Annotated in this window: 15 protein-coding genes; 10 read left to right on the top strand and 5 right to left on the bottom strand. The window is 69.6% G+C overall.

Annotation, left to right across the window (positions count from 1 at the left end):
* The first annotated feature begins 14 nt into the window (after nt 1–14).
* Together JIX55_RS14940 and JIX55_RS14945 are read left to right on the top strand one after the other, a co-directional pair.
* Nucleotides 15–1,049 (top strand): LacI family DNA-binding transcriptional regulator, encoded by a 1,035-nt coding sequence (locus JIX55_RS14940; protein WP_306820004.1) that lies wholly within the window; start codon nt 15–17, stop codon nt 1,047–1,049.
* Between the two features lie 132 nt (nt 1,050–1,181).
* A complete protein-coding gene (locus tag JIX55_RS14945) occupies nt 1,182–2,045 on the top strand; it encodes a phosphatase PAP2 family protein (RefSeq protein ID WP_257563805.1) in 864 nt (287 codons plus the stop codon).
* A 75-nt stretch (nt 2,046–2,120) separates the two neighbouring features.
* Here the strand turns inward: JIX55_RS14945 and JIX55_RS14950 are convergent, their stop codons facing one another.
* The gene (locus JIX55_RS14950) at nt 2,121–3,023 is read right to left on the bottom strand and encodes a LysR family transcriptional regulator (protein ID WP_257563806.1); all 903 of its coding nucleotides are present in this window, start codon (nt 3,021–3,023) and stop codon (nt 2,121–2,123) included.
* A 71-nt stretch (nt 3,024–3,094) separates the two neighbouring features.
* On the opposite strand from JIX55_RS14950, the gene JIX55_RS14955 reads away from it, so the two are divergent.
* Entirely contained in the window at nt 3,095–4,024 is a 930-nt protein-coding gene (locus JIX55_RS14955; protein ID WP_257563807.1) for a DMT family transporter, read from the top strand.
* 31 nt (nt 4,025–4,055) lie between these two features.
* Here JIX55_RS14955 and JIX55_RS14960 read toward each other — a convergent pair whose 3' ends face one another.
* Entirely contained in the window at nt 4,056–7,067 is a 3,012-nt protein-coding gene (locus JIX55_RS14960) for a bifunctional [glutamine synthetase] adenylyltransferase/[glutamine synthetase]-adenylyl-L-tyrosine phosphorylase (RefSeq protein WP_257563808.1), read from the bottom strand.
* Between the two features lie 325 nt (nt 7,068–7,392).
* Between JIX55_RS14960 and JIX55_RS14965 the strand changes: the two genes are divergently transcribed.
* From JIX55_RS14965 to JIX55_RS14975, 3 genes are all read left to right on the top strand, one after another.
* Entirely contained in the window at nt 7,393–7,908 is a 516-nt protein-coding gene (locus JIX55_RS14965) for a pyridoxamine 5'-phosphate oxidase family protein (RefSeq protein ID WP_257563809.1), read from the top strand.
* Between the two features lie 64 nt (nt 7,909–7,972).
* Nucleotides 7,973–8,422, top strand: a complete 450-nt coding sequence (locus tag JIX55_RS14970; RefSeq protein ID WP_257563810.1) for a VOC family protein — start codon at nt 7,973–7,975, stop codon at nt 8,420–8,422.
* A gap of 165 nt (nt 8,423–8,587) precedes the next feature.
* Nucleotides 8,588–9,856, top strand: a complete 1,269-nt coding sequence (locus tag JIX55_RS14975) for a transcriptional regulator (protein WP_257563811.1) — start codon at nt 8,588–8,590, stop codon at nt 9,854–9,856.
* Nucleotides 9,857–10,874: 1,018 nt separating this feature from the next.
* Here JIX55_RS14975 and JIX55_RS14980 read toward each other — a convergent pair.
* Together JIX55_RS14980 and JIX55_RS14985 are read right to left on the bottom strand one after the other, a co-directional pair.
* The gene (locus tag JIX55_RS14980; RefSeq protein ID WP_257546185.1) at nt 10,875–12,236 is read right to left on the bottom strand and encodes a glutamine synthetase family protein; all 1,362 of its coding nucleotides are present in this window, start codon (nt 12,234–12,236) and stop codon (nt 10,875–10,877) included.
* Nucleotides 12,237–12,263: 27 nt separating this feature from the next.
* Nucleotides 12,264–12,386: a hypothetical protein gene (locus tag JIX55_RS14985; RefSeq protein ID WP_257563812.1), complete on the bottom strand. Its 123-nt coding sequence runs from the start codon at nt 12,384–12,386 to the stop codon at nt 12,264–12,266.
* A gap of 207 nt (nt 12,387–12,593) precedes the next feature.
* On the opposite strand from JIX55_RS14985, the gene JIX55_RS14990 reads away from it, so the two are divergent.
* Nucleotides 12,594–13,787 carry a globin domain-containing protein gene (locus JIX55_RS14990; protein WP_257563813.1) on the top strand — a complete coding sequence of 398 codons (1,194 nt, stop codon included), beginning with the start codon at nt 12,594–12,596 and terminating at the stop codon, nt 13,785–13,787.
* Between the two features lie 237 nt (nt 13,788–14,024).
* On the opposite strand, the gene JIX55_RS14995 is transcribed toward JIX55_RS14990, so the two are convergent.
* Nucleotides 14,025–14,459, bottom strand: coding sequence for an RrF2 family transcriptional regulator (locus JIX55_RS14995; RefSeq protein WP_257563814.1), 435 nt, complete (start codon nt 14,457–14,459; stop codon nt 14,025–14,027).
* A gap of 205 nt (nt 14,460–14,664) precedes the next feature.
* Between JIX55_RS14995 and JIX55_RS15000 the strand changes: the two genes are divergently transcribed.
* The 3 genes from JIX55_RS15000 (at nt 14,665) to JIX55_RS15010 (ending at nt 17,885) form a co-directional block, all read left to right on the top strand.
* Complete coding sequence (locus JIX55_RS15000) at nt 14,665–15,324, top strand: DUF3105 domain-containing protein (RefSeq protein ID WP_257563815.1); 660 nt, start codon at nt 14,665–14,667, stop codon at nt 15,322–15,324.
* Nucleotides 15,325–15,348: 24 nt separating this feature from the next.
* A complete protein-coding gene (locus JIX55_RS15005; RefSeq protein ID WP_257563816.1) occupies nt 15,349–15,969 on the top strand; it encodes a DUF305 domain-containing protein in 621 nt (206 codons plus the stop codon).
* 137 nt (nt 15,970–16,106) lie between these two features.
* Nucleotides 16,107–17,885 (top strand): NAD+ synthase, encoded by a 1,779-nt coding sequence (locus JIX55_RS15010; protein WP_257563817.1) that lies wholly within the window; start codon nt 16,107–16,109, stop codon nt 17,883–17,885.
* Nucleotides 17,886–17,912 lie beyond the last annotated feature (27 nt).

Below are 17,912 nucleotides of genomic sequence, written 5' to 3' on the forward strand. Positions count from 1 at the left end.
TACAGTCCCCTCCTGTGACCACACGGCTTGCCGACATCGCAGCCCAGGCGGGGGTCAGCGAGGCGACTGTCAGCCGCGTCCTGAACGGGAAGCCGGGCGTCGCCGCCACCACTCGCCAGTCCGTTCTGGCCGCCCTCGACGTCCTGGGCTACGAGCGGCCCGTACGACTGCGTCAGCGCAGCGCGGGCCTCGTGGGCCTGATAACCCCTGAGCTGGAGAACCCCATATTCCCGGCCCTGGCCCAGGTCATCGGCCAGGCACTGACCCGGCAGGGCTACACCCCGGTCCTCGCCACCCAGACCCCCGGCGGATCCACCGAGGACGAGCTGACCGAGATGCTCGTCGACCGCGGGGTCGCCGGCATCATCTTCGTCTCCGGTCTGCACGCCGACACCTCCGCCGACATGCAGCGTTACGAGCAACTGCGTGCCCAGGGCGTGCCGTTCGTCCTCGTCGACGGCTTCTCGCCGAAGGTCCAGGCCCCCTTCATCTCCCCGGACGACCGCGCGGCGATGGCCCTCGCGGTGACGCACCTGGTGTCGCTGGGGCACACGAGGATAGGCCTGGCCCTGGGCCCCAAGCGCTTCGTCCCGGTCCAGCGCAAGATCGAGGGCTTCGTCCGCACGATGCGGGACCAGCTGGGCCTGAACGCCGCGGACGTCGAGTCCGAGCTGGTCCAGCACTCCCTCTACACCCTGGAGGGCGGCCAGGCGGCGGCCATGGCGCTCATCGACCGGGACTGTACGGCGGTGGTGTGCGCGAGCGACATGATGGCGCTCGGCGCGATCCGGGCGGCCCGGCAGCTGGGTCTCCAGGTGCCGCGGGACGTCTCGGTGGTCGGCTTCGACGACTCCCCCTTGATCGCCTTCACCGATCCCCCGCTGACGACGGTCCGCAAGCCGGTCCCGGCCATGGGACAGGCGGCGGTGCGTACGTTGCTGGAGGAGATCGGCGGGACGCCGGCGCCGCACAGTGAGTTCGTGTTCATGCCGGAACTGGTGGTGCGGGGGTCGACCGCTTCGGCCCCTGGGGACCGGACTCGTACCTGAGACGGAGAAGGCGGAGGCCGATGCGATACGTGCGGAGGAGACGACCCCCCGCCATACCCCGAAGAACGTGCGCAGTGAACCCGACCAGAGGATGATCGGTGGGGAACGGCTTATCTGGCAGACTCTGTGCCCATGGGTGACTCGACCGTGACGACACTGGAGGAAGGCCGGGAGCAGGCCGCTCCGCGGCCCGTCATGGGCGCGCCGGAGCAGGGGTACCTGCACCGGCTGAGGGCTCCGCGTCGCCCGCGCTTCTGGTTCGAGATCCTGCTGATCGCCGTGAGTTACTGGACATACTCGCTGATCCGCAACGCGGTCCCCGAGCAGAAGACCCAGGCGCTCAGCAACGCCGACTGGATCTGGAAGGTGGAGCACCACCTCGGGATCGCCGTCGAGGACACCGTCAACCACGCCGTGAACTCGGTGACATGGCTGATCGTCGGCATGAACTACTACTACGCGACACTGCACTTCATCGTCACGTTGAGTGTCCTCGTGTGGCTCTACCGTAGTCATCCCGGCCGTTATGCGGCGACGCGTCTGGTGCTCTTCGCCACAACGGCGGTCGCCCTGGTCGGCTACTACTTCTACCCGCTGGCCCCGCCCCGTCTGATGACGAGCGAGAACTTCATCGACACGGTCGTCGTCCACCAGACCTGGGGCTCCATGGCCTCCGGCGACCTGAAGAACATGTCGAACCAGTACGCGGCCATGCCGTCCATGCACATCGGCTGGTCGTTGTGGTGCGGGTTGACGATCTTCGCGCTGGCGTCGGTGCCGTGGGTGCGCGTGCTGGGACTGCTCTATCCCACGCTGACCCTCGTCGTCATCGTCGCGACCGCCAACCACTTCTGGCTGGACGCGGTGGGCGGGATGCTGTGCCTCGCGTTCGGGTTCGGGGTGACCCGGGTCTGGTACGGGGCGTTGCCGTACGCGCTGCCGCGGTATGTGGCGGGGAGCGGTGGGGAGCCGCAGTTGGCGCCGGTGAAGGCGTAGCTCTACCGGAAACCTCGGGGCTGTCCTGTGCCCGGCGGTTCGGTTGGTGGCCGGAGCCTCGGGCGGTCGGCGGTTTCACGGTGGACCCGAGGCGTCGGCCGCGTCCCGTAGCGCCCGTACGAAGGTCCTGAGGGCGGGTTGCGGTGGAGCCGTCTCCCGTACGGCCGCGTGGATGGAGCGCTGGGGTTCCGGGGCGGTGAGCCGGCGTACGACGACGTCCGGGTGGCGGCTGCCCAGGCCGAGCCGGGGGATGAGGGCGACGCCCAGGCCTGCGGCGACGAACCCCTGCGCGGTGATGTAGTCCTCGCTCTCCACCACGAACCGGGGCCGGAATCCGGCCTCGGCGCACGCCTCCAGCTGGGCGTCCAGGCAAGGGCCGGGCCATTCGCTGCCGACCCAGGGCTCGTCGGCGAGGTCGGCCAGTTCGAGGGCGGTCCGGTCGGCGAGGGGGTGCGCGGCGGGCAGCACGGCGAAGTAGGTGTCGTCGAGCAGGTGCAGCAGCCGTACGCCGTCGGGGTCGGCCCCGCGCGGCCGTACGACGAGTGCGAGATCGGCCCGTCCCTCCTTCACGGCCGGGAGCGGGTCGTCGGGGTCGACGAGCTTCAGCTCGACCTGGACGCCGGGGTGCTCGGCGCGCAGCCGGGCGACGGCGGGGGCGACCAGTGGGGCGCCGGCCGTGGCGAAGTACCGGACGGCGAGCCGGCCCGTGCGTCCCGCCCGCAGATCGGCCAGCGCGGTCTCCGCCTCGGCGACCTGCCGGCCGATCGTGTCGGCGTACTCGGTGAGCAGCAGCCCGGCGGCCGTGGGCCGGACCCCGCGCCCGACGCGTTCCAGCAGCGCGATCCCGGCCTCCTTCTCCAGTGCCGCGATCTGCTGGCTGATCGCGGAAGGGGTGTAGCCGAGAGTGGTCGCTGCCGCCGTGACCGAGCCACTGGTCACCACGGTCCTGAGCACCTGCATGCGCCGCACATCAAGCATGTAGCACAGCTTAAAGGTATGTGCAGGATCCTTCGCTTGTCCTTACGCGTGCCGTGCCCGACCGTTGAGCCATGTCTCTCGCGTCCACGCTCCGCATGGCCCTCCTCTCCCTTCTCTGGGGCTCCGGCTTCCTCTGGATCAAGCTCGCTCTCAACCACGGCCTGTCCCCGCTCCAGATCACGGTCACGCGGTGCGCGCTGGGTGCCGGAGTGCTGCTGGCGGCGGCGCTCGCCGCGCGTCAGCGGCTGCCGCGCGACCGGCGGACCTGGGGCCATCTGCTGGTGGCGGCCTTCTTCTGCAACGCCCTGCCCTTCGCCCTCTTCAGCATCGGCGAGCAGACGGTCGACTCGGGCACGGCGGGTGTCCTCAACGCCACGACGCCGCTGTGGTCCCTGCTCCTCGGCCTCCTCCTCGGCACGGACCGGCCCCTCTCCCCCGCTCGCCTCACCGGCCTTCTGGTCGGTTTCGGTGGGGTGCTGCTGATCTTCGCGCCCTGGCAGCGGGCGGGGCTGATGACCGGCGGTGCGCTCGCCCTGCTCGGGGCGGCCGTCAGCTATGCGTTGGCCTTCGCGTACATGGGCCGCCACCTGACGGACCGGGACGCCCCGCTGGCGGTCTCGGCCGCGCAACTCCTGACAGCGACGGGTTGGACGGCACTCGCGCTGCCCGCCGGGGGCTCCGGCACGGGCGGGGTGGACATGACCGCCCTGGTCGCGGTGACCGTCCTGGGGATATTCGGCACCGGGGTGACCTTCTACCTCAACTACCGGCTGATCGCCGACGAGGGGGCGACGAGCGCGGCGACGGTGGGCTATCTGCTGCCGGTGGTGTCGGTCGCCCTGGGCGCGCTGTTCCTCGACGAACGCGTCGGGCCCCGGGTGATCGCGGGGATGGTCGTGGTCCTGGCGGGCGTGGCGCTGACCCGGCCTCGCGTGGGGTCGGGCCGGGGGTGGCTCAGGCCGACTGCGGCTGCGGGCGGCAGGCCGGCCCTGCGGCGGTGAGAGCAGCGACCGAGTTCCGTTACCTCTGGCATCACGCCCCGTAGAACAACTCGTCCACCACCGCCCGCGCCCGCCGCGTGATCCGGCGGTAGTCGTCGAGCATGTCGCCCACATGACCGGGCCCGTACCCCAAGTACCGCCCCACTGCGGCGAGTTCGCGGCCGTCGGAGGGGAACGTGTCGCCCGCCCGGCCTCGTACGAGCATCACGGCGTTCCGTACCCGCGTGGCCAGGACCCAGGCCTCGTCCAGTATGGCCGCGTCCTCCGCGCTCACCAGCTCGGCCGCACATGCCGCGGCCAGGGCCTCGCGGGTGCGGGTCGTGCGGAGGCCCGACTCGCACCAGCCGTACCGGAGTTGGAGGAGCTGTACGGTCCACTCGACGTCGGACAGGCCGCCGCGCCCGAGCTTGGTGTGGAGGGTCGGGTCGGCGCCGCGCGGCATGCGCTCCGACTCCATGCGGGCCTTCAGGCGCCGGATCTCGCGTACGGCGTCGTCGCCGAGCCCCTCAGCCGGGTACCGCAGCGGATCGACGAGGTCGATGAAGCGGCGGCCCAACTCCTCGTCCCCGGCGACGGGTTCGGCGCGCAGCAGGGCATGCGACTCCCACACCAGCGACCACCGGCGGTAGTAGGCCTCGTACGACTTGAGGGTGCGTACCAGCGGCCCGGACTTGCCCTCGGGGCGCAGGTCGGCGTCGATGAGGAGCGGTGGATCGGCGCTCGGGATCTGCAACAGACGGCGCATCTCGGAGACGACCGTGTTCGCGGCGCGGGCCGCCTCCTGCTCGTCGACGCCCTCCCACGGCTCGTGGACGAACAGGACGTCGGCGTCGGAGCCGTAGCCCAGTTCGTGGCCGCCGAAGCGGCCCATGCCGATGACGGCGAAGCGGGTGGGGAGGGTGTCGCCCCAGCCCTCGCGGACCACGGCCCGAAGCGTGCCCGCCAGGGTCGCGGCCGTGAGGTCCGAGACCGCGCCGCCGACGAGGTCGACGAGGGCGCCCTGATCGGCGGTCGCCGGGGACGCCTCGGTGCCGTAGGAGCCGACGATGTCCATGGCGGCCGTACGGAAGAGTTCGCGCCGTCGGACGCCGCGCGCGGCCGTGACGGCCTGTTGGGCGCCGTCGGCGCGGCCGACCGCGGAGAGGATCTCCTGTTCCAGGGGGGCGCGTTCGCGGGGTTCGAGCCCGCCGGCGCCACCGGCGACGCCGTCCCCGTCGCCGAGGAGGGAGACGGCTTCGGGGGCGCGCATGAGGAGGTCCGGAGCGAGACGTCCGGCGGACAGGACCCGCGCGAGGTTCTCGGCGGCGGCGCCTTCGTCGCGCAACAGCCGTAGATACCAAGGGGTTCTGCCGAGGGCGTCCGAGACCTTGCGGAAGTTGAGGAGCCCGGCGTCGGGGTTGGCGGAGTCGGCGAACCAGCCCAACAGGACGGGCAGGAGCGTGCGTTGGATGGCTGCCTTGCGGGAGACGCCGGAGGCCAGGGCCTCCAGGTGACGCAGGGCGGCGGCCGGGTCCGCGTAGCCGAGGGCGACGAGGCGTTCGCGGGCTGCGTCGGCGCTCAACCTGGTCTCGCCGGGGGCGAGTTGGGCGACGGCGTCGAGGAGCGGGCGGTAGAAGAGTTTCTCGTGCAGTCGTCGTACGACGGCCGCGTGCCGCCGCCACTCGCGGTTCAGCTCGGCGACCGGATCGGTGCGCAGGCCCAGCGAACGGCCGATGCGCCGCAGGTCGTTCTGGTCCTCGGGGACGAGGTGGGTGCGGCGCAGGCGGAAGAGCTGGATGCGGTGTTCCATGGAGCGCAGGAAGCGGTACGCGGAGTCGAGTTGGGCCGCGTCCGTCCGTCCCACATACCCGTCGGCCGCCAGCGCGCCCAGCGCGTCGAGCGTGGTCCCGCTGCGCAGCGAGGTGTCCCCGCGCCCGTGCACGAGCTGGAGCAGCTGCACGGCGAACTCGACGTCCCGCAACCCGCCCGGCCCGAGCTTGAGTTGACGGTCGACCTCGGCGGCCGGGATGTTCTCGACGACCCGGCGCCGCATGCGCTGCACGTCGGGGACGAAGTTCTCCCGCTCGGCGGCCTTCCAGACGAGCGGTTCGAGCGCGGCGACGTACTCCTCGCCCAGTTCGAGGTCCCCCGCGACCGGCCGGGCCTTGAGCAGCGCCTGGAACTCCCAGGTCTTCGCCCACCGCTGGTAGTACGCGAGATGGCTGCTCAGCGTCCGTACGAGCGGGCCGTTGCGCCCCTCCGGCCGCAGATTGGCGTCGACGGGCCAGATGCTGCCCTCGACGGTCGTCTCGGAGCAGATCCGCATCAGGTGCGAGGCCAGGCGGGTGGCGGCGCGCATGGCCTTCTGTTCGTCGGCCCCGTCCGCGGGCTCCCCCACGAAGATGACATCGACATCGGAGACGTAGTTGAGCTCATGGCCTCCGCACTTGCCCATCGCGATCACCGCGAGCCGGCACAGCGCCGCGTCGTCCGGCGCGGCGGCACGGGCGATCGCCAGGGCGGCGCGGAGCGTGGCGGTGGCCAGGTCGGCGAGCTCGGCGGCGGTCTGGGCGACGTCGGTCGTGCCGCACACGTCGCGGGCGGCGATGGAGAGCAGACAGCGCCGGTAGGCGACGCGGAGGGAGACGGGGTCGGTGGCTGCGGCGAGGCCGCGCTCGAACTCCTCGATGCCCGGGTGCAGGTCCTGCGGCTCGTACGTCACCAGCGCCTGCCAGTCCCGCGCGTGCCGGGCGAGGTGATCCCCGAGCGCGGCGGACGCGCCGAGCACCCCCAGCAGCCGGTCCCGCAACGGCTTGGCCGCTATCAGCGTGTCCAGCACCGCCCGCCGTGCCGTACGGTCCGGCTGCGCCTCCAGCAGCCGTACGAGGCCCAGCAGCGCGAGATCCGGGTCGGCGGTGGCCCCCAGCGCGTCCAGCAGCACGGGATCGTTCCGTACGGCCGACAGCTCGTCGCTGTCCAGCAACCGCTCGGCGGCGCTCGGATCGGTGAAACCGTGCCGCAGCAGTCGCGAGAACGTGCTGCTCCTGCGCCCCGGCGCCGTCATCCCGGCCTCCCATCGGATCAAGCCCGACCGATCCCCGGTCCCCGGTCCCGGGTCCCCGGTCCTCGATCAAGGTCGTACGGGGACGAGCCTAACCGGAGTGCTGGGGAGAAGCGCCGGGCGGCTGGGGGGCGGGTTCGGGGCCTCCTCGTCGGCCACCTCCTCGCGATACCTGCCGGTGTGGCCGTGCCGGCTTGGTTCCTCAGCAGGGCGAAGGCGGCGTGACGTCGGTTTGCGGAGCGCTCCGAGGAGCCGTGGGATGAGTTTCCGGGCCCTGCGGAGTCTGCCCCGTAGCGACAGTCGACAGGTGACAGGAAGAGACCAGCTCATGTCGAACACCAGCAACCCTCAGACCAGGCTCGACCCCCGGTACAGCGACCCGGCCGCCGCCGCGATCCCCTGGCCGGAGGCCGAGGCACGGCTCTCCGCGGCCGAGCTGTTCTGGATCTCGACGGTACGGCCGGACGGGCGGCCGCATGTGACGCCGTTGCCCGCCGTGTGGTCGGAGGGGGCGCTGCATTTCTGCACCGGCCCGGAGGAGCGGAAGGCGAAGAACCTGGCGGCGAACCCGCACGTCGTGCTGACCACCGGCACGAACACCTGGGACAAGGGTTATGACCTGGTGGTGGAGGGCGAGGCCGTACGCGTCGCCGACGACAACCGGCTGCGGGAGCTGGCCGCCGCGTGGGAGGCGAAGTACGGCAGCTTCTGGCACTTCGACGTACGGGAGGGGTATTTCCACCACGGTCCGGGACGAGCATTGGTCTTCTCGGTGGCGCCCGGCACGGTTTTCGGCTTCGGTAAGGGGGAGCCGTTCAGCCAGACGCGGTGGCGGTTCGGCTGATACGAAGAAGCGATACGTACTTGTGCACAGGCACTCCCGTCAACGGCGACTTGGAGGACCAGGGATGCAGTACACGCTCGAAGTGATTCCGCTGCCCGTGAGCGACATCGACCGGGCCCGGGACTTCTACCGGGACAAGGTCGGTTTCCACGTCGACATCGACCAGGAGGTCATGCCGGGCATGCGGATCGTCCAGCTGACACCCCCGGGCTCCGGCTGTTCGATCGCCCTCGGCGACACCATCTGGGACATGGCCCAGGGCCCCAAGCCGGCCCCCGGCTCCTACCAGGGCCTCCAGCTCTGCGTCGCCGACATCAAGGCCGCCCGCGCCGAACTCCTCGAACGCGGCCTCGACGTGTCCGAACCCGTCCAGTACGCCCCCGACGACGGTGCCACGTTCATGTACTTCAAGGACCCGGACGGCAATGGGTGGGCGATCCAGGAGTACCGGCGCCGGGCGACGGAGCCGCTGCATCAGGTGCTGACGGATCTGGCGAAGCAACAGCCGCTGTAGCCCGTGGTGTCCGTCGCAGCATCCCAGTACCGGACCGAACCTGCTCGTCGGGTCCGTTGCGTTGGTTGCTGCTTGTAGCGCTGCCTGGGCTGCGCGGCGCCTGGAGTGTCGGACTGCCCACGAGGGTAAGGCTCCACTCGGACGTACCGCTGGCCGGGGGTGTAAGTGGACGTGGAAATTTGGGTGGGGCTGTTGGGCGCACTGGCAGCTGTCGGCGGGGTGTACTACGCATGGCGTGCACTGGACCACGCTGCGGTCGAACAGTCCCGGGCATCCTTCGTCAAGGAACGGACGGACCTTCGGCAACGGTTCAGCCAGTTGTGCGAGATGGCCGCTGACATGCACGTTCTTGCCCACCCCTCGTTGGAGCGGATCGGTGGCACCTCTCTACTGTGGGAGGAGGCGATGCGCCCGCCAGCTCCTATCCCGCTGTCGGCGGTGGTGGTGGAATGGCAGGACGCGTTGCCACCAGTCAACCTGCCATTGCAGCAGGCGGCGCGGCATTGCTTGCCGAAGGAGTCGAAGGCACACCGTTACGAGCGCTATTCCTCGGCCATGGGGGCCCTTGCACGTCCTACCCTCTTCGAAGACCGTCCGTCCTTTCGCCTTGCGCATGCCGACTGGTCTGATCCCGGACGACCTCGTCTGGTCTTCGGGATTGGCCAGTACTTCGACCTCATCGACCAGAACGAGGCTGTCGCTCACGAGCTGGCCGTGGCCACGAGGCGGAAACCAGAAGAGCGACCGCCCTGGCGAGCGGTGCCCATGCGCAGACTCCTGGCTGACGATCCGCTGTTGCTTGAGGGACGTGTCGTGCTCCCTGCCGTTGGCACACTCACTTTGCGCCGTACGCCCGATGGGCAGGGCACCTTCTTTCTCCTCTATAGAGAAGCCGGGCACGTTGCTACAGGTGAAGGGACCTACGGACCGATCCCCGCCGGCATGGTGCAGCCCGCCTCGTTTTCGCCTCTTGCACACCGCCAGGACCTGGACCTATGGCGCACCGTCATGCGCGAGTACAACGAGGAGTTGCTCGGGGCACCGGAGGCCAAAGGGGACTCAGGTACAGAAGTGGACTATGACCAGCCTCCCTACAGCTTGCTCAACGCTGCCTTGGCGGACGGCTCGTTACGCGTGTGGTGTTTGGGTATGGCATTGGAGCCTTTGAATCTTGCCGTATGCCTTCTCACCGTGGCGGTGTTCGAAGCGGACACATTCGACACGATCTTCGCTGAGGCGGTCGAGCGCAACGAAGAAGGCCTAGTGATCAGCGGGCCACGTTCCAACGGCACCATCACGGGTCTGCCACTCGACGCCGCCAGCATCAACGCTCTCCCTTCGAGCCGGATGTCGTCGCCCGCCGCAGGGCTGCTCCAACTCGCACTGCAACACAGGGAGTTTTTACTGTCCGAACCCGATCACTTCCAGGCGTAAAGGGGTCGTGAGCGCGGGTGTGGCTCAACTACCCGGCAGAAGAGGCTATGTGGCCTCAGCCCCACTCTTGAGTGCAGGGAATAGCAGGATCAGCCCCACGTAAGGTCTCCAGCCTGCCAGCATGCGGGAGACAAGTTGCCGGAAAGAGCCGGAGGTGCGGTGTCAAGGATGTCGGATGCGTGGCACCAGTTGGCGTAGCGCTCGGTGTTCTAGGTGACGTGCGGGGCTGGTTCGACGGGATGGGCTTCTTAACGAATCTCACCTCAAGCTTGATCGGTCTATTCTTTGGAGTTCCATTCGCCTTGTTGGTCCTGTCTCGCCTGGCAGCGGCCCAAGCTGAAATCGCAGAGCAGCGCGGCGCTCGACGCCTCGTCGAACGCGCCACCGGCGATTCAGGCCGAGAGATTCAGAAAATCTTCCAAGGGGCCGATCTCGCAAGTCATGCGGATTCGAGCTGTTCATTCGCGACTGGATGCAAAACCTTCAGTCATCCAGAGAATTATGCATCCGCGCCCTAGAAATCTGGAACCGCGAAGCACGGGAGCAGAACTGCAACCCAGTACAGCTGCAGGGTAGCGCTGAGGCCATCGCCGCCGTGGACGCAGCATGCGAGGCCGCGAGAGCAGCGTCACCCACCCTCTTTCCCAACATTTCAGATCAAGATCGGCAGGAGCGGCAGGAGCGACGAGTAAAACTCAAAGGACCCTGGGAGGAACTGGACCGGGATATCCGAGTCATGGCCATCCAAGCCGGCCTGGGGTGGGTGCACTCGGCGATTAGCAGCGATGTTCGTTTTGTGCACCTGCTCATCACATCTCCCCGACTCATCTGCCAAACCGTCGGTCTGGAAGGGGGGGGCGACATGAGCTGCACCGTACCGCGCCTGACACGGCGCACCGATTCAGCCACCTAACCGCCCAGAGACGGCCTCAAACCCCGTGAGGCGCTTCGGGGCAGAAGGTCAGTGACCGTCGGCCCCGAAGCGTCGAATCAGCGATACCGCCGCTCTGAGCAGCGCCTACAGCACCGGCAGGTTCTTCCGCAGCTCGAAGGCCGTGACCTCGCTGCGGTACTCCTCCCACTCCTGGCGCTTGTTGCGCAAGAAGAAGTCGAAGACGTGCTCGCCGAGAGTCTCCGCGACCAGGTCGCTGCGCTCCATCAGCGTCAGGGCCTCACCCAGGTTCTGGGGCAGGGGCTCGATGCCCATGGCGCGGCGTTCGGCGTCGGACAGGGCCCAGACGTCGTCCTCCGCGCCCGGCGGGAGTTCGTAGCCCTCCTCGATGCCCTTGAGGCCGGCGGCCAGGAGCATGGCGTAGGCGAGGTACGGGTTCGCGCCGGAGTCCAGGGAGCGGACCTCGACCCGCGCCGAGCCCGTCTTGCCGGGCTTGTACATCGGGACGCGGACCAGGGCGGAGCGGTTGTTGTGGCCCCAGCAGATGTACGAGGGGGCCTCGCCGCCGGCGCCCGCGGTGCGCTCGGAGCCGCCCCAGATGCGCTTGTAGGAGTTCACCCACTGGTTGGTCACCGCGGCGATCTCCGCCGCGTGCTTCAGGAGGCCCGCGATGAAGGAGCGGCCGACCTTCGAGAGCTGGTACTCCGCGCCCGACTCGTAGAACGCGTTCCGGTCGCCCTCGAAGAGCGAGAGGTGCGTGTGCATGCCACTGCCGGGGTGCTCCGAGAACGGCTTCGGCATGAACGTCGCCTGGACGCCCTGCTCCAGCGCCACCTGCTTCATGACCAGGCGGAACGTCATGATGTTGTCCGCCGTGGAGAGCGCGTCGGCGTAGCGGAGGTCGATCTCCTGCTGGCCCGGGGCGCCCTCGTGGTGGGAGAACTCGACCGAGATGCCCATGGACTCCAGCATGGTGATCGCCTGGCGGCGGAAGTCCATGCCGACGTTGTGGGGGGTGTGGTCGAAGTAGCCGGAGTTGTCGGCCGGGGTGGGACGGGAGCCGTCCGTCGGCTTGTCCTTCAGGAGGAAGAACTCGATCTCGGGGTGCGTGTAGAAGGTGAAGCCCAGGTCGGAGGCCTTGGCGAGAGCGCGCTTCAGGACGTAGCGCGGGTCCGCGAAGGACGGGGAGCCGTCCGGCATGAGGATGTCGCAGAACATCCGGGCGGTGCCGGGGGCCTCCGCGCGCCACGGCAGGACCTGGAAGGTCGACGGGTCCGGCTTGGCGATCATGTCGGACTCGTACACCCGGGCGAAGCCCTCGATGGCCGAGCCGTCGAAACCGATGCCTTCGTCAAACGCCTGTTCCAGTTCGGCGGGGGCCACGGCCACGGACTTCAGGAAGCCCAGCACGTCCGTGAACCACAGGCGTACGAAACGGATGTCGCGCTCCTCCAACGTACGGAGCACGAACTCCTGCTGCTTGTCCATCTTCCGCTTCCACCCATTCCTTGCTGGTCAGGCCGCCTGGCTCCCGAGCGACGGGAGACGGTCGGGCACCTGAGCATCCCACCACAACACCATTTCGTGCGCGTTGCGCACCTTCATCGGCAGTCCGGCCTCCGGCTGAACGCCCGGCATACGACAGGTGTACCGCCTGTTCCGCCGCTCAACCGCTCGACCGCTCAGCCACTGCCAACCGCTCTGCAGCCCATCTTGCCTGCTCGATCGCGTATCCGTAATGGCCGACCTGCCCCGGCTCGATCTCACCTCTTTAATTTGCATCTCAGATGCAAGTTTTAATAGCGTGCCGTCCAGTCGCGGAGCAGTCGAACCCGAGGAGTCGCGATGCTGTCCGAGCAGTCCGCCGCCACCGTGCGCGCCACCCTTCCCGCCGTCGGAGCGGCGATCGGCGAGATCAGCGCACGTTTCTACGAGGGGCTGTTCGCGGCCCACCCGGAGCTCCTGCGGGACCTCTTCAACCGCGGCAACCAGGCCTCCGGCACCCAGCGCCAGGCCCTCGCGGGCGCCATCGCCGCCTTCGCCACCCATCTCGTCGAGAGCCCGGAGGACCGGCCAGACGCGATGCTGCGCCGGATCGCCCACAAGCACGCGTCGCTGGGGATCGCCCCCGAGCAGTACGCGGTGGTCCACGAGCACCTCTTCGCCGCCATCGCCGAGGTGCTGGGCGAGGCCGTCACCCCGGAGGTCGGGGCCGCCTGGGACGAGGTCTACTGGCTGATGGCGAACGCGCTGATCGCGATCGAGCGGGAGCTGTACGAGACCGGCGGCGCCGGCGGCGGCTGGCGCGAGTGGGAGGTCGTCGGGCGCGTGGCGGAGACGGCCGACGTCGTCGCGCTGGAGCTGCGCCCGGCGGACGGTGCGCCCGTCCCCGTCCACCGCGCCGGACAGTACGTGTCCGTGCGGGTCGCGCTCCCGGACGGGGCCCGGCAGATACGCCAGTACAGCCTGACCGGGGCGCCCGGTGCGGACACGTGGCGGATCGCCGTGAAGCGCGTCCAGGGCGGGGCGGCACCCGACGGCGAGGTCTCGAACCACCTCCACGCGCGCGTGGACGTCGGCGACCGGCTGCCCGTGTCGGCCCCGTACGGCGATCTCGTCCTCGACCAGGACACCGGCGCGCCCCTGCTGCTCGCCTCGGCCGGCATCGGGGTGACCCCGATGGTCGCCATGCTGGAGCAGCTCGCCCTCTCGGGACACCCGGCCCCGGTGACCGTCGTGCACGCCGACCGCTCCCCCGCGGACCACGCGCTGCGCGCCGACCAGGAGGGCTACGCGGCGAAGCTGGCCGACGCCTCCGCGCACTTCTGGTACGAGGAGCCCGAGCCGGGCCACCCTGCCGACCGCACGGGCCTGGCCGACCTCTCGCGTCTGGAGGTGCCGACGGGCACGCGCGCGTACCTGTGCGGGCCGCTGCCCTTCATGCGGGCGGTACGGGCACAGCTGATCGCCAAGGGCGTTCCCCCGGCCGACATCCACTACGAGGTCTTCGGCCCGGACCTCTGGCTGGCCGGGAACTAGTGCCGCGGCACTTGGACGCGCCGCGAGCCCGACGGACAGCCCTGACGTCCGCCCGACTCGCGGCGCTTTCGAAACCCCTGGCGCCCGCCCGGCTCGCGGCGCCCTCGAAATCCCCGGCAGCGGTCGGACCTACGGTGCCTTCGTGATCCCCGGCAGCGGTCGGGCCTACGGCGCCTTCGTGATCCCCAGCAGCAGTCGGACCCACGGTGCCTTCGTGATCCCCGGCAGCGGTCGGACCTACGGCGCCTTCGTGATCCCCAGCAGCAGCGGGCCGGTGGGGGCGGTGACCATGTCCCCCACCGTCATGGGGTCCAGGGAGGCGTAGAAGGCCTCCTGGGCCCGGCGGAGGGCGCCGCGCAGGCGGCAGGCGGGGCTGAGGGGGCAGGGGGTGGCGCCCTCGCAGTCGACGACGTCGCCGTCACCCTCGAAGCTGCGGACGACATGGCCGACGGACGCCTCGCGGCCCGCGTCGGTGATCGCGAGTCCGCCGCCCCGGCCGCGCCGGGCGGCCACCAGTCCCAGGTGCTGGAGTTCGGCCACGACCTTCGCGGCGTGCGTGTACGGCACTTCCATGTCCGCCGCGACGTCACGGGTCGTAGGGTTGGAATCGCCCGCGACTGCGAGCCGCATCAGGACGCGCAGGGCGAGGTCGGTGGAGCGCAACAGCCGCATACCCGCAGCGTAGATAATGCGCATCTCGGGTTCAAATTATCCGTACGGGTGCCGGACGAGAGCCGGACGAGAGCCCGCGCGGGCCGGCGGGAGCGGGGTTCTCCGGCCAATCCTGGGCCCGCCCTGCAAGTTGCTCGTCCTTTCACATTACGATCAGCTGAGCCGACCGCCCCAGCCGACCCATCCCCCACTAAGGACGCAGCCCATGGCCGCCAAGAACAACAGCAGCGCCGAGCGCAAGGCGCGCATAGAGGCGATGCGCCGTGCCGAGCGCTCCCGTGAGCGTCGGAACCGGATCCTCACGATCGGCGCCAGCGTGCTGATAGTCGCCGGCCTCGTCGTGGGCGGGACGGTCCTGGTCCGCTCGCAGTCCGACGACGACAGCAGCACGGCGAGCGACTCCACGTCCACCGGCAAGTGGGAGACCGGGTCGGACGGCGTGAAGACCTGGAGCACCAAGCTCACCCAGAACCACGTGACCAAGACCGTGAAGTACCCGATGGAGCCCCCGGTGGGCGGCGACCACGACCCGGTCTGGCAGAACTGCAACGGCGACGTCTACGACAAGGCCATCAAGGCCGAGAACGCCGTGCACTCCCTGGAGCACGGCGCGGTCTGGGTGACGTACAACAGCAAGGCCTCCGACGCCGACGTCAAGGCGCTCGCGGAGAAGGTCAAGAAGACCCCGTACACGCTGATGAGCCCGGTCGAGGGCCAGAAGGACCCGGTCATGCTCAGCGCGTGGGGCCACCAGCGCACGGTGACCAGCGCGACCGACCCGAACCTCGACAAGTTCTTCGAGACGTACGTCCAGGGCAAGCAGACGCCCGAGCCGGGTGCTGCCTGCACCAACGGCGTCTCCTGACGGCGGCCTGGCACAGTGGGACGCATGAAGAACATCGGTTGGATCGCCTCCGGGGCCGCGGTGGTGCTCGTCGCGGCCGGGGCGATCACCTATGCGGTCGCCGACGGCGACGAGTCCGGGCTGAAGGCCCCCGCCGCCGAATCCGCCGACGCGGGGTTCGCCCGGGACATGGCCGTCCACCACCAGCAGGCCGTCGAGATGTCGTACATCGTGCGCGACCGGACGGACGACGAGGAGGTCCGGCGGCTCGCCTACGACATCGCGCAGACGCAGGCCAACCAGCGCGGCATGATGATCGGCTGGCTCGATCTGTGGGGTCTGCCGAAGGTCTCGTCGGCCAAGCCGATGGCCTGGATGGGCATGGGCGACATGGCCTCCGGCGAGGACGGCTCACTGATGCCGGGCATGGCGACCAACACCGAGATGGAGAAGCTCGGCAAGCTCAACGGCAAGCAGGCCGAGGTCTTCTACCTCCAGCTGATGACCGACCATCACAAGGGCGGCGTCCACATGGCGGAAGGCTGTGTCTCCAAGTGCACGGTCGGCGTCGAGAAGAAGCTCGCCCAGGGCATGGTCAACGCCCAGGAGTCCGAGATCTCACTGATGACGGGCATGCTCAAGGAGCGGGACGCCGCGCCGCGCTAGCCCTCCTCCCATGAGATCCAAGGACTGTGTCGAGTCGTACTGCCGGTAGGGACCACGGCCGGGACTCGGGACTGCGGGGCGTCCCGAGGTGGGGCGCCCCCACCCCATAGCGTCGCTCTGACGATTACACTGGGCGCGTGCCTCAACTTCGCCTCGCCCTGAATCAGATCGACTCGACGGTCGGCGATCTCGCCGGAAACGCCGAGGCGGTCGTCCGCTGGACCCGGCACTCCGCCGAGCAGGGAGCGCACCTGGTGGCGTTCCCCGAGATGGTGCTGACCGGGTACCCCGTCGAGGACCTGGCGCTGCGTCAGTCCTTCGTGAAGGCCTCCCGCTCGGCCCTGAAGGCACTCGCCGCCCGGCTCGCCGACGAGGGCTTCGGAGAGCTGCCGGTGGTCGTCGGCTATCTCGACCGTTCCGAGTCCGCCTCGCCGAGGTTCGGCCAGCCGGCGGGCGCCCCGCGGAACGCCGGCGCGGTGCTGCACCGGGGCGAGGTGGCGCTCACCTACGCCAAGCACCACCTCCCCAACTACGGCGTGTTCGACGAGTTCCGCTACTTCGTGCCCGGCGACACCTTGCCGATCGTGCGACTGCACGGCGTCGACATCGCCCTCGCCATCTGCGAGGACCTCTGGCAGGACGGGGGCCGCGTCCCGGCCGCCCGGTCCGCCGGCGCCGGGCTGCTGCTCTCCGTCAACGCCTCGCCGTACGAGCGCGACAAGGACGACACCCGCCTCGAACTGGTCCGCAAGCGCGCCCAGGAGGCCGGCTGCACGACCGCCTATCTGGCGATGATCGGCGGCCAGGACGAGCTGGTCTTCGACGGCGACTCGATCGTCGTCGACCGGGACGGTGAAGTGGTCGCGCGGGCGCCGCAGTTCGCGGAGGGGTGCGTGGTCCTGGACCTCGACCTGCCCGCGGCCGCCGCCGAGCCGGTGACCGCCCGCGGCGAAGCCGCTGATGGACAGCGTGTCGACGACGGGCTGCGCGTCGACCGGCTCGTCATCTCCGAGGAGCCGCTGCCCGCGTACGAGCCGGAGCTGACGGGCGGGTACGCGGAGCGTCTCGACGACGACGAGGAGGTGTACTCGGCGCTGGTGGTCGGCCTGCGGGCCTACGCGGCGAAGAACGGCTTCAAGTCGGTGCTGATCGGGCTCTCCGGCGGTATCGACTCGGCCCTCGTCGCGGCGATCGCGTGCGACGCGCTGGGCGCGCAGAACGTGTACGGCGTGTCCATGCCGTCGCGGTACTCGTCGGACCACTCCCAGGGCGACGCGGCGGAACTCGCGCGCCGGACGGGCCTCAACTTCCGTACGGTCCCGATCGCCCCGATGTTCGACGCCTACATGTCGTCGACCGAGCTGACGGGTCTGGCGGAGGAGAACCTCCAGTCCCGGCTCCGGGGGACGCTGTTGATGGCGATCTCCAACCAGGAGGGCCACATCGTGCTGGCGCCCGGCAACAAGTCGGAGCTGGCGGTGGGGTATTCGACGCTGTACGGCGACTCGGTGGGCGCGTACGGCCCCATCAAGGACGTGTACAAGACGTCGGTCTTCCGGCTGGCCGAGTGGCGCAACCGGGCGGCGGAGGAGCGCGGCCAGACCCCGCCGATCCCCGAGAACTCCATCTCCAAGCCGCCGAGCGCCGAGCTGCGGCCGGGCCAGGTCGACACGGACTCCCTGCCGGACTATCCCGTCCTGGACGCGATCCTGGAGCTGTACGTCGACCGCGACCAGGGCGCCGACGCGATCGTCGCCGCCGGGTTCGACCGGGAGCTGGTCACCCGGACCCTCCGCCTGGTCGACACCGCCGAGTACAAGCGCCGCCAGTACCCCCCGGGCACGAAGATCTCCCCGAAGGGCTTCGGCAAGGACCGGCGGCTGCCCATCACGAACCGGTGGCGCGAGCACGCGTAGTTTTCGGGGCGTCAAAAGCCCGCCGAA

Source organism: Streptomyces sp. DSM 40750, assembly GCF_024612035.1.
Lineage (GTDB): Bacteria > Actinomycetota > Actinomycetes > Streptomycetales > Streptomycetaceae > Streptomyces.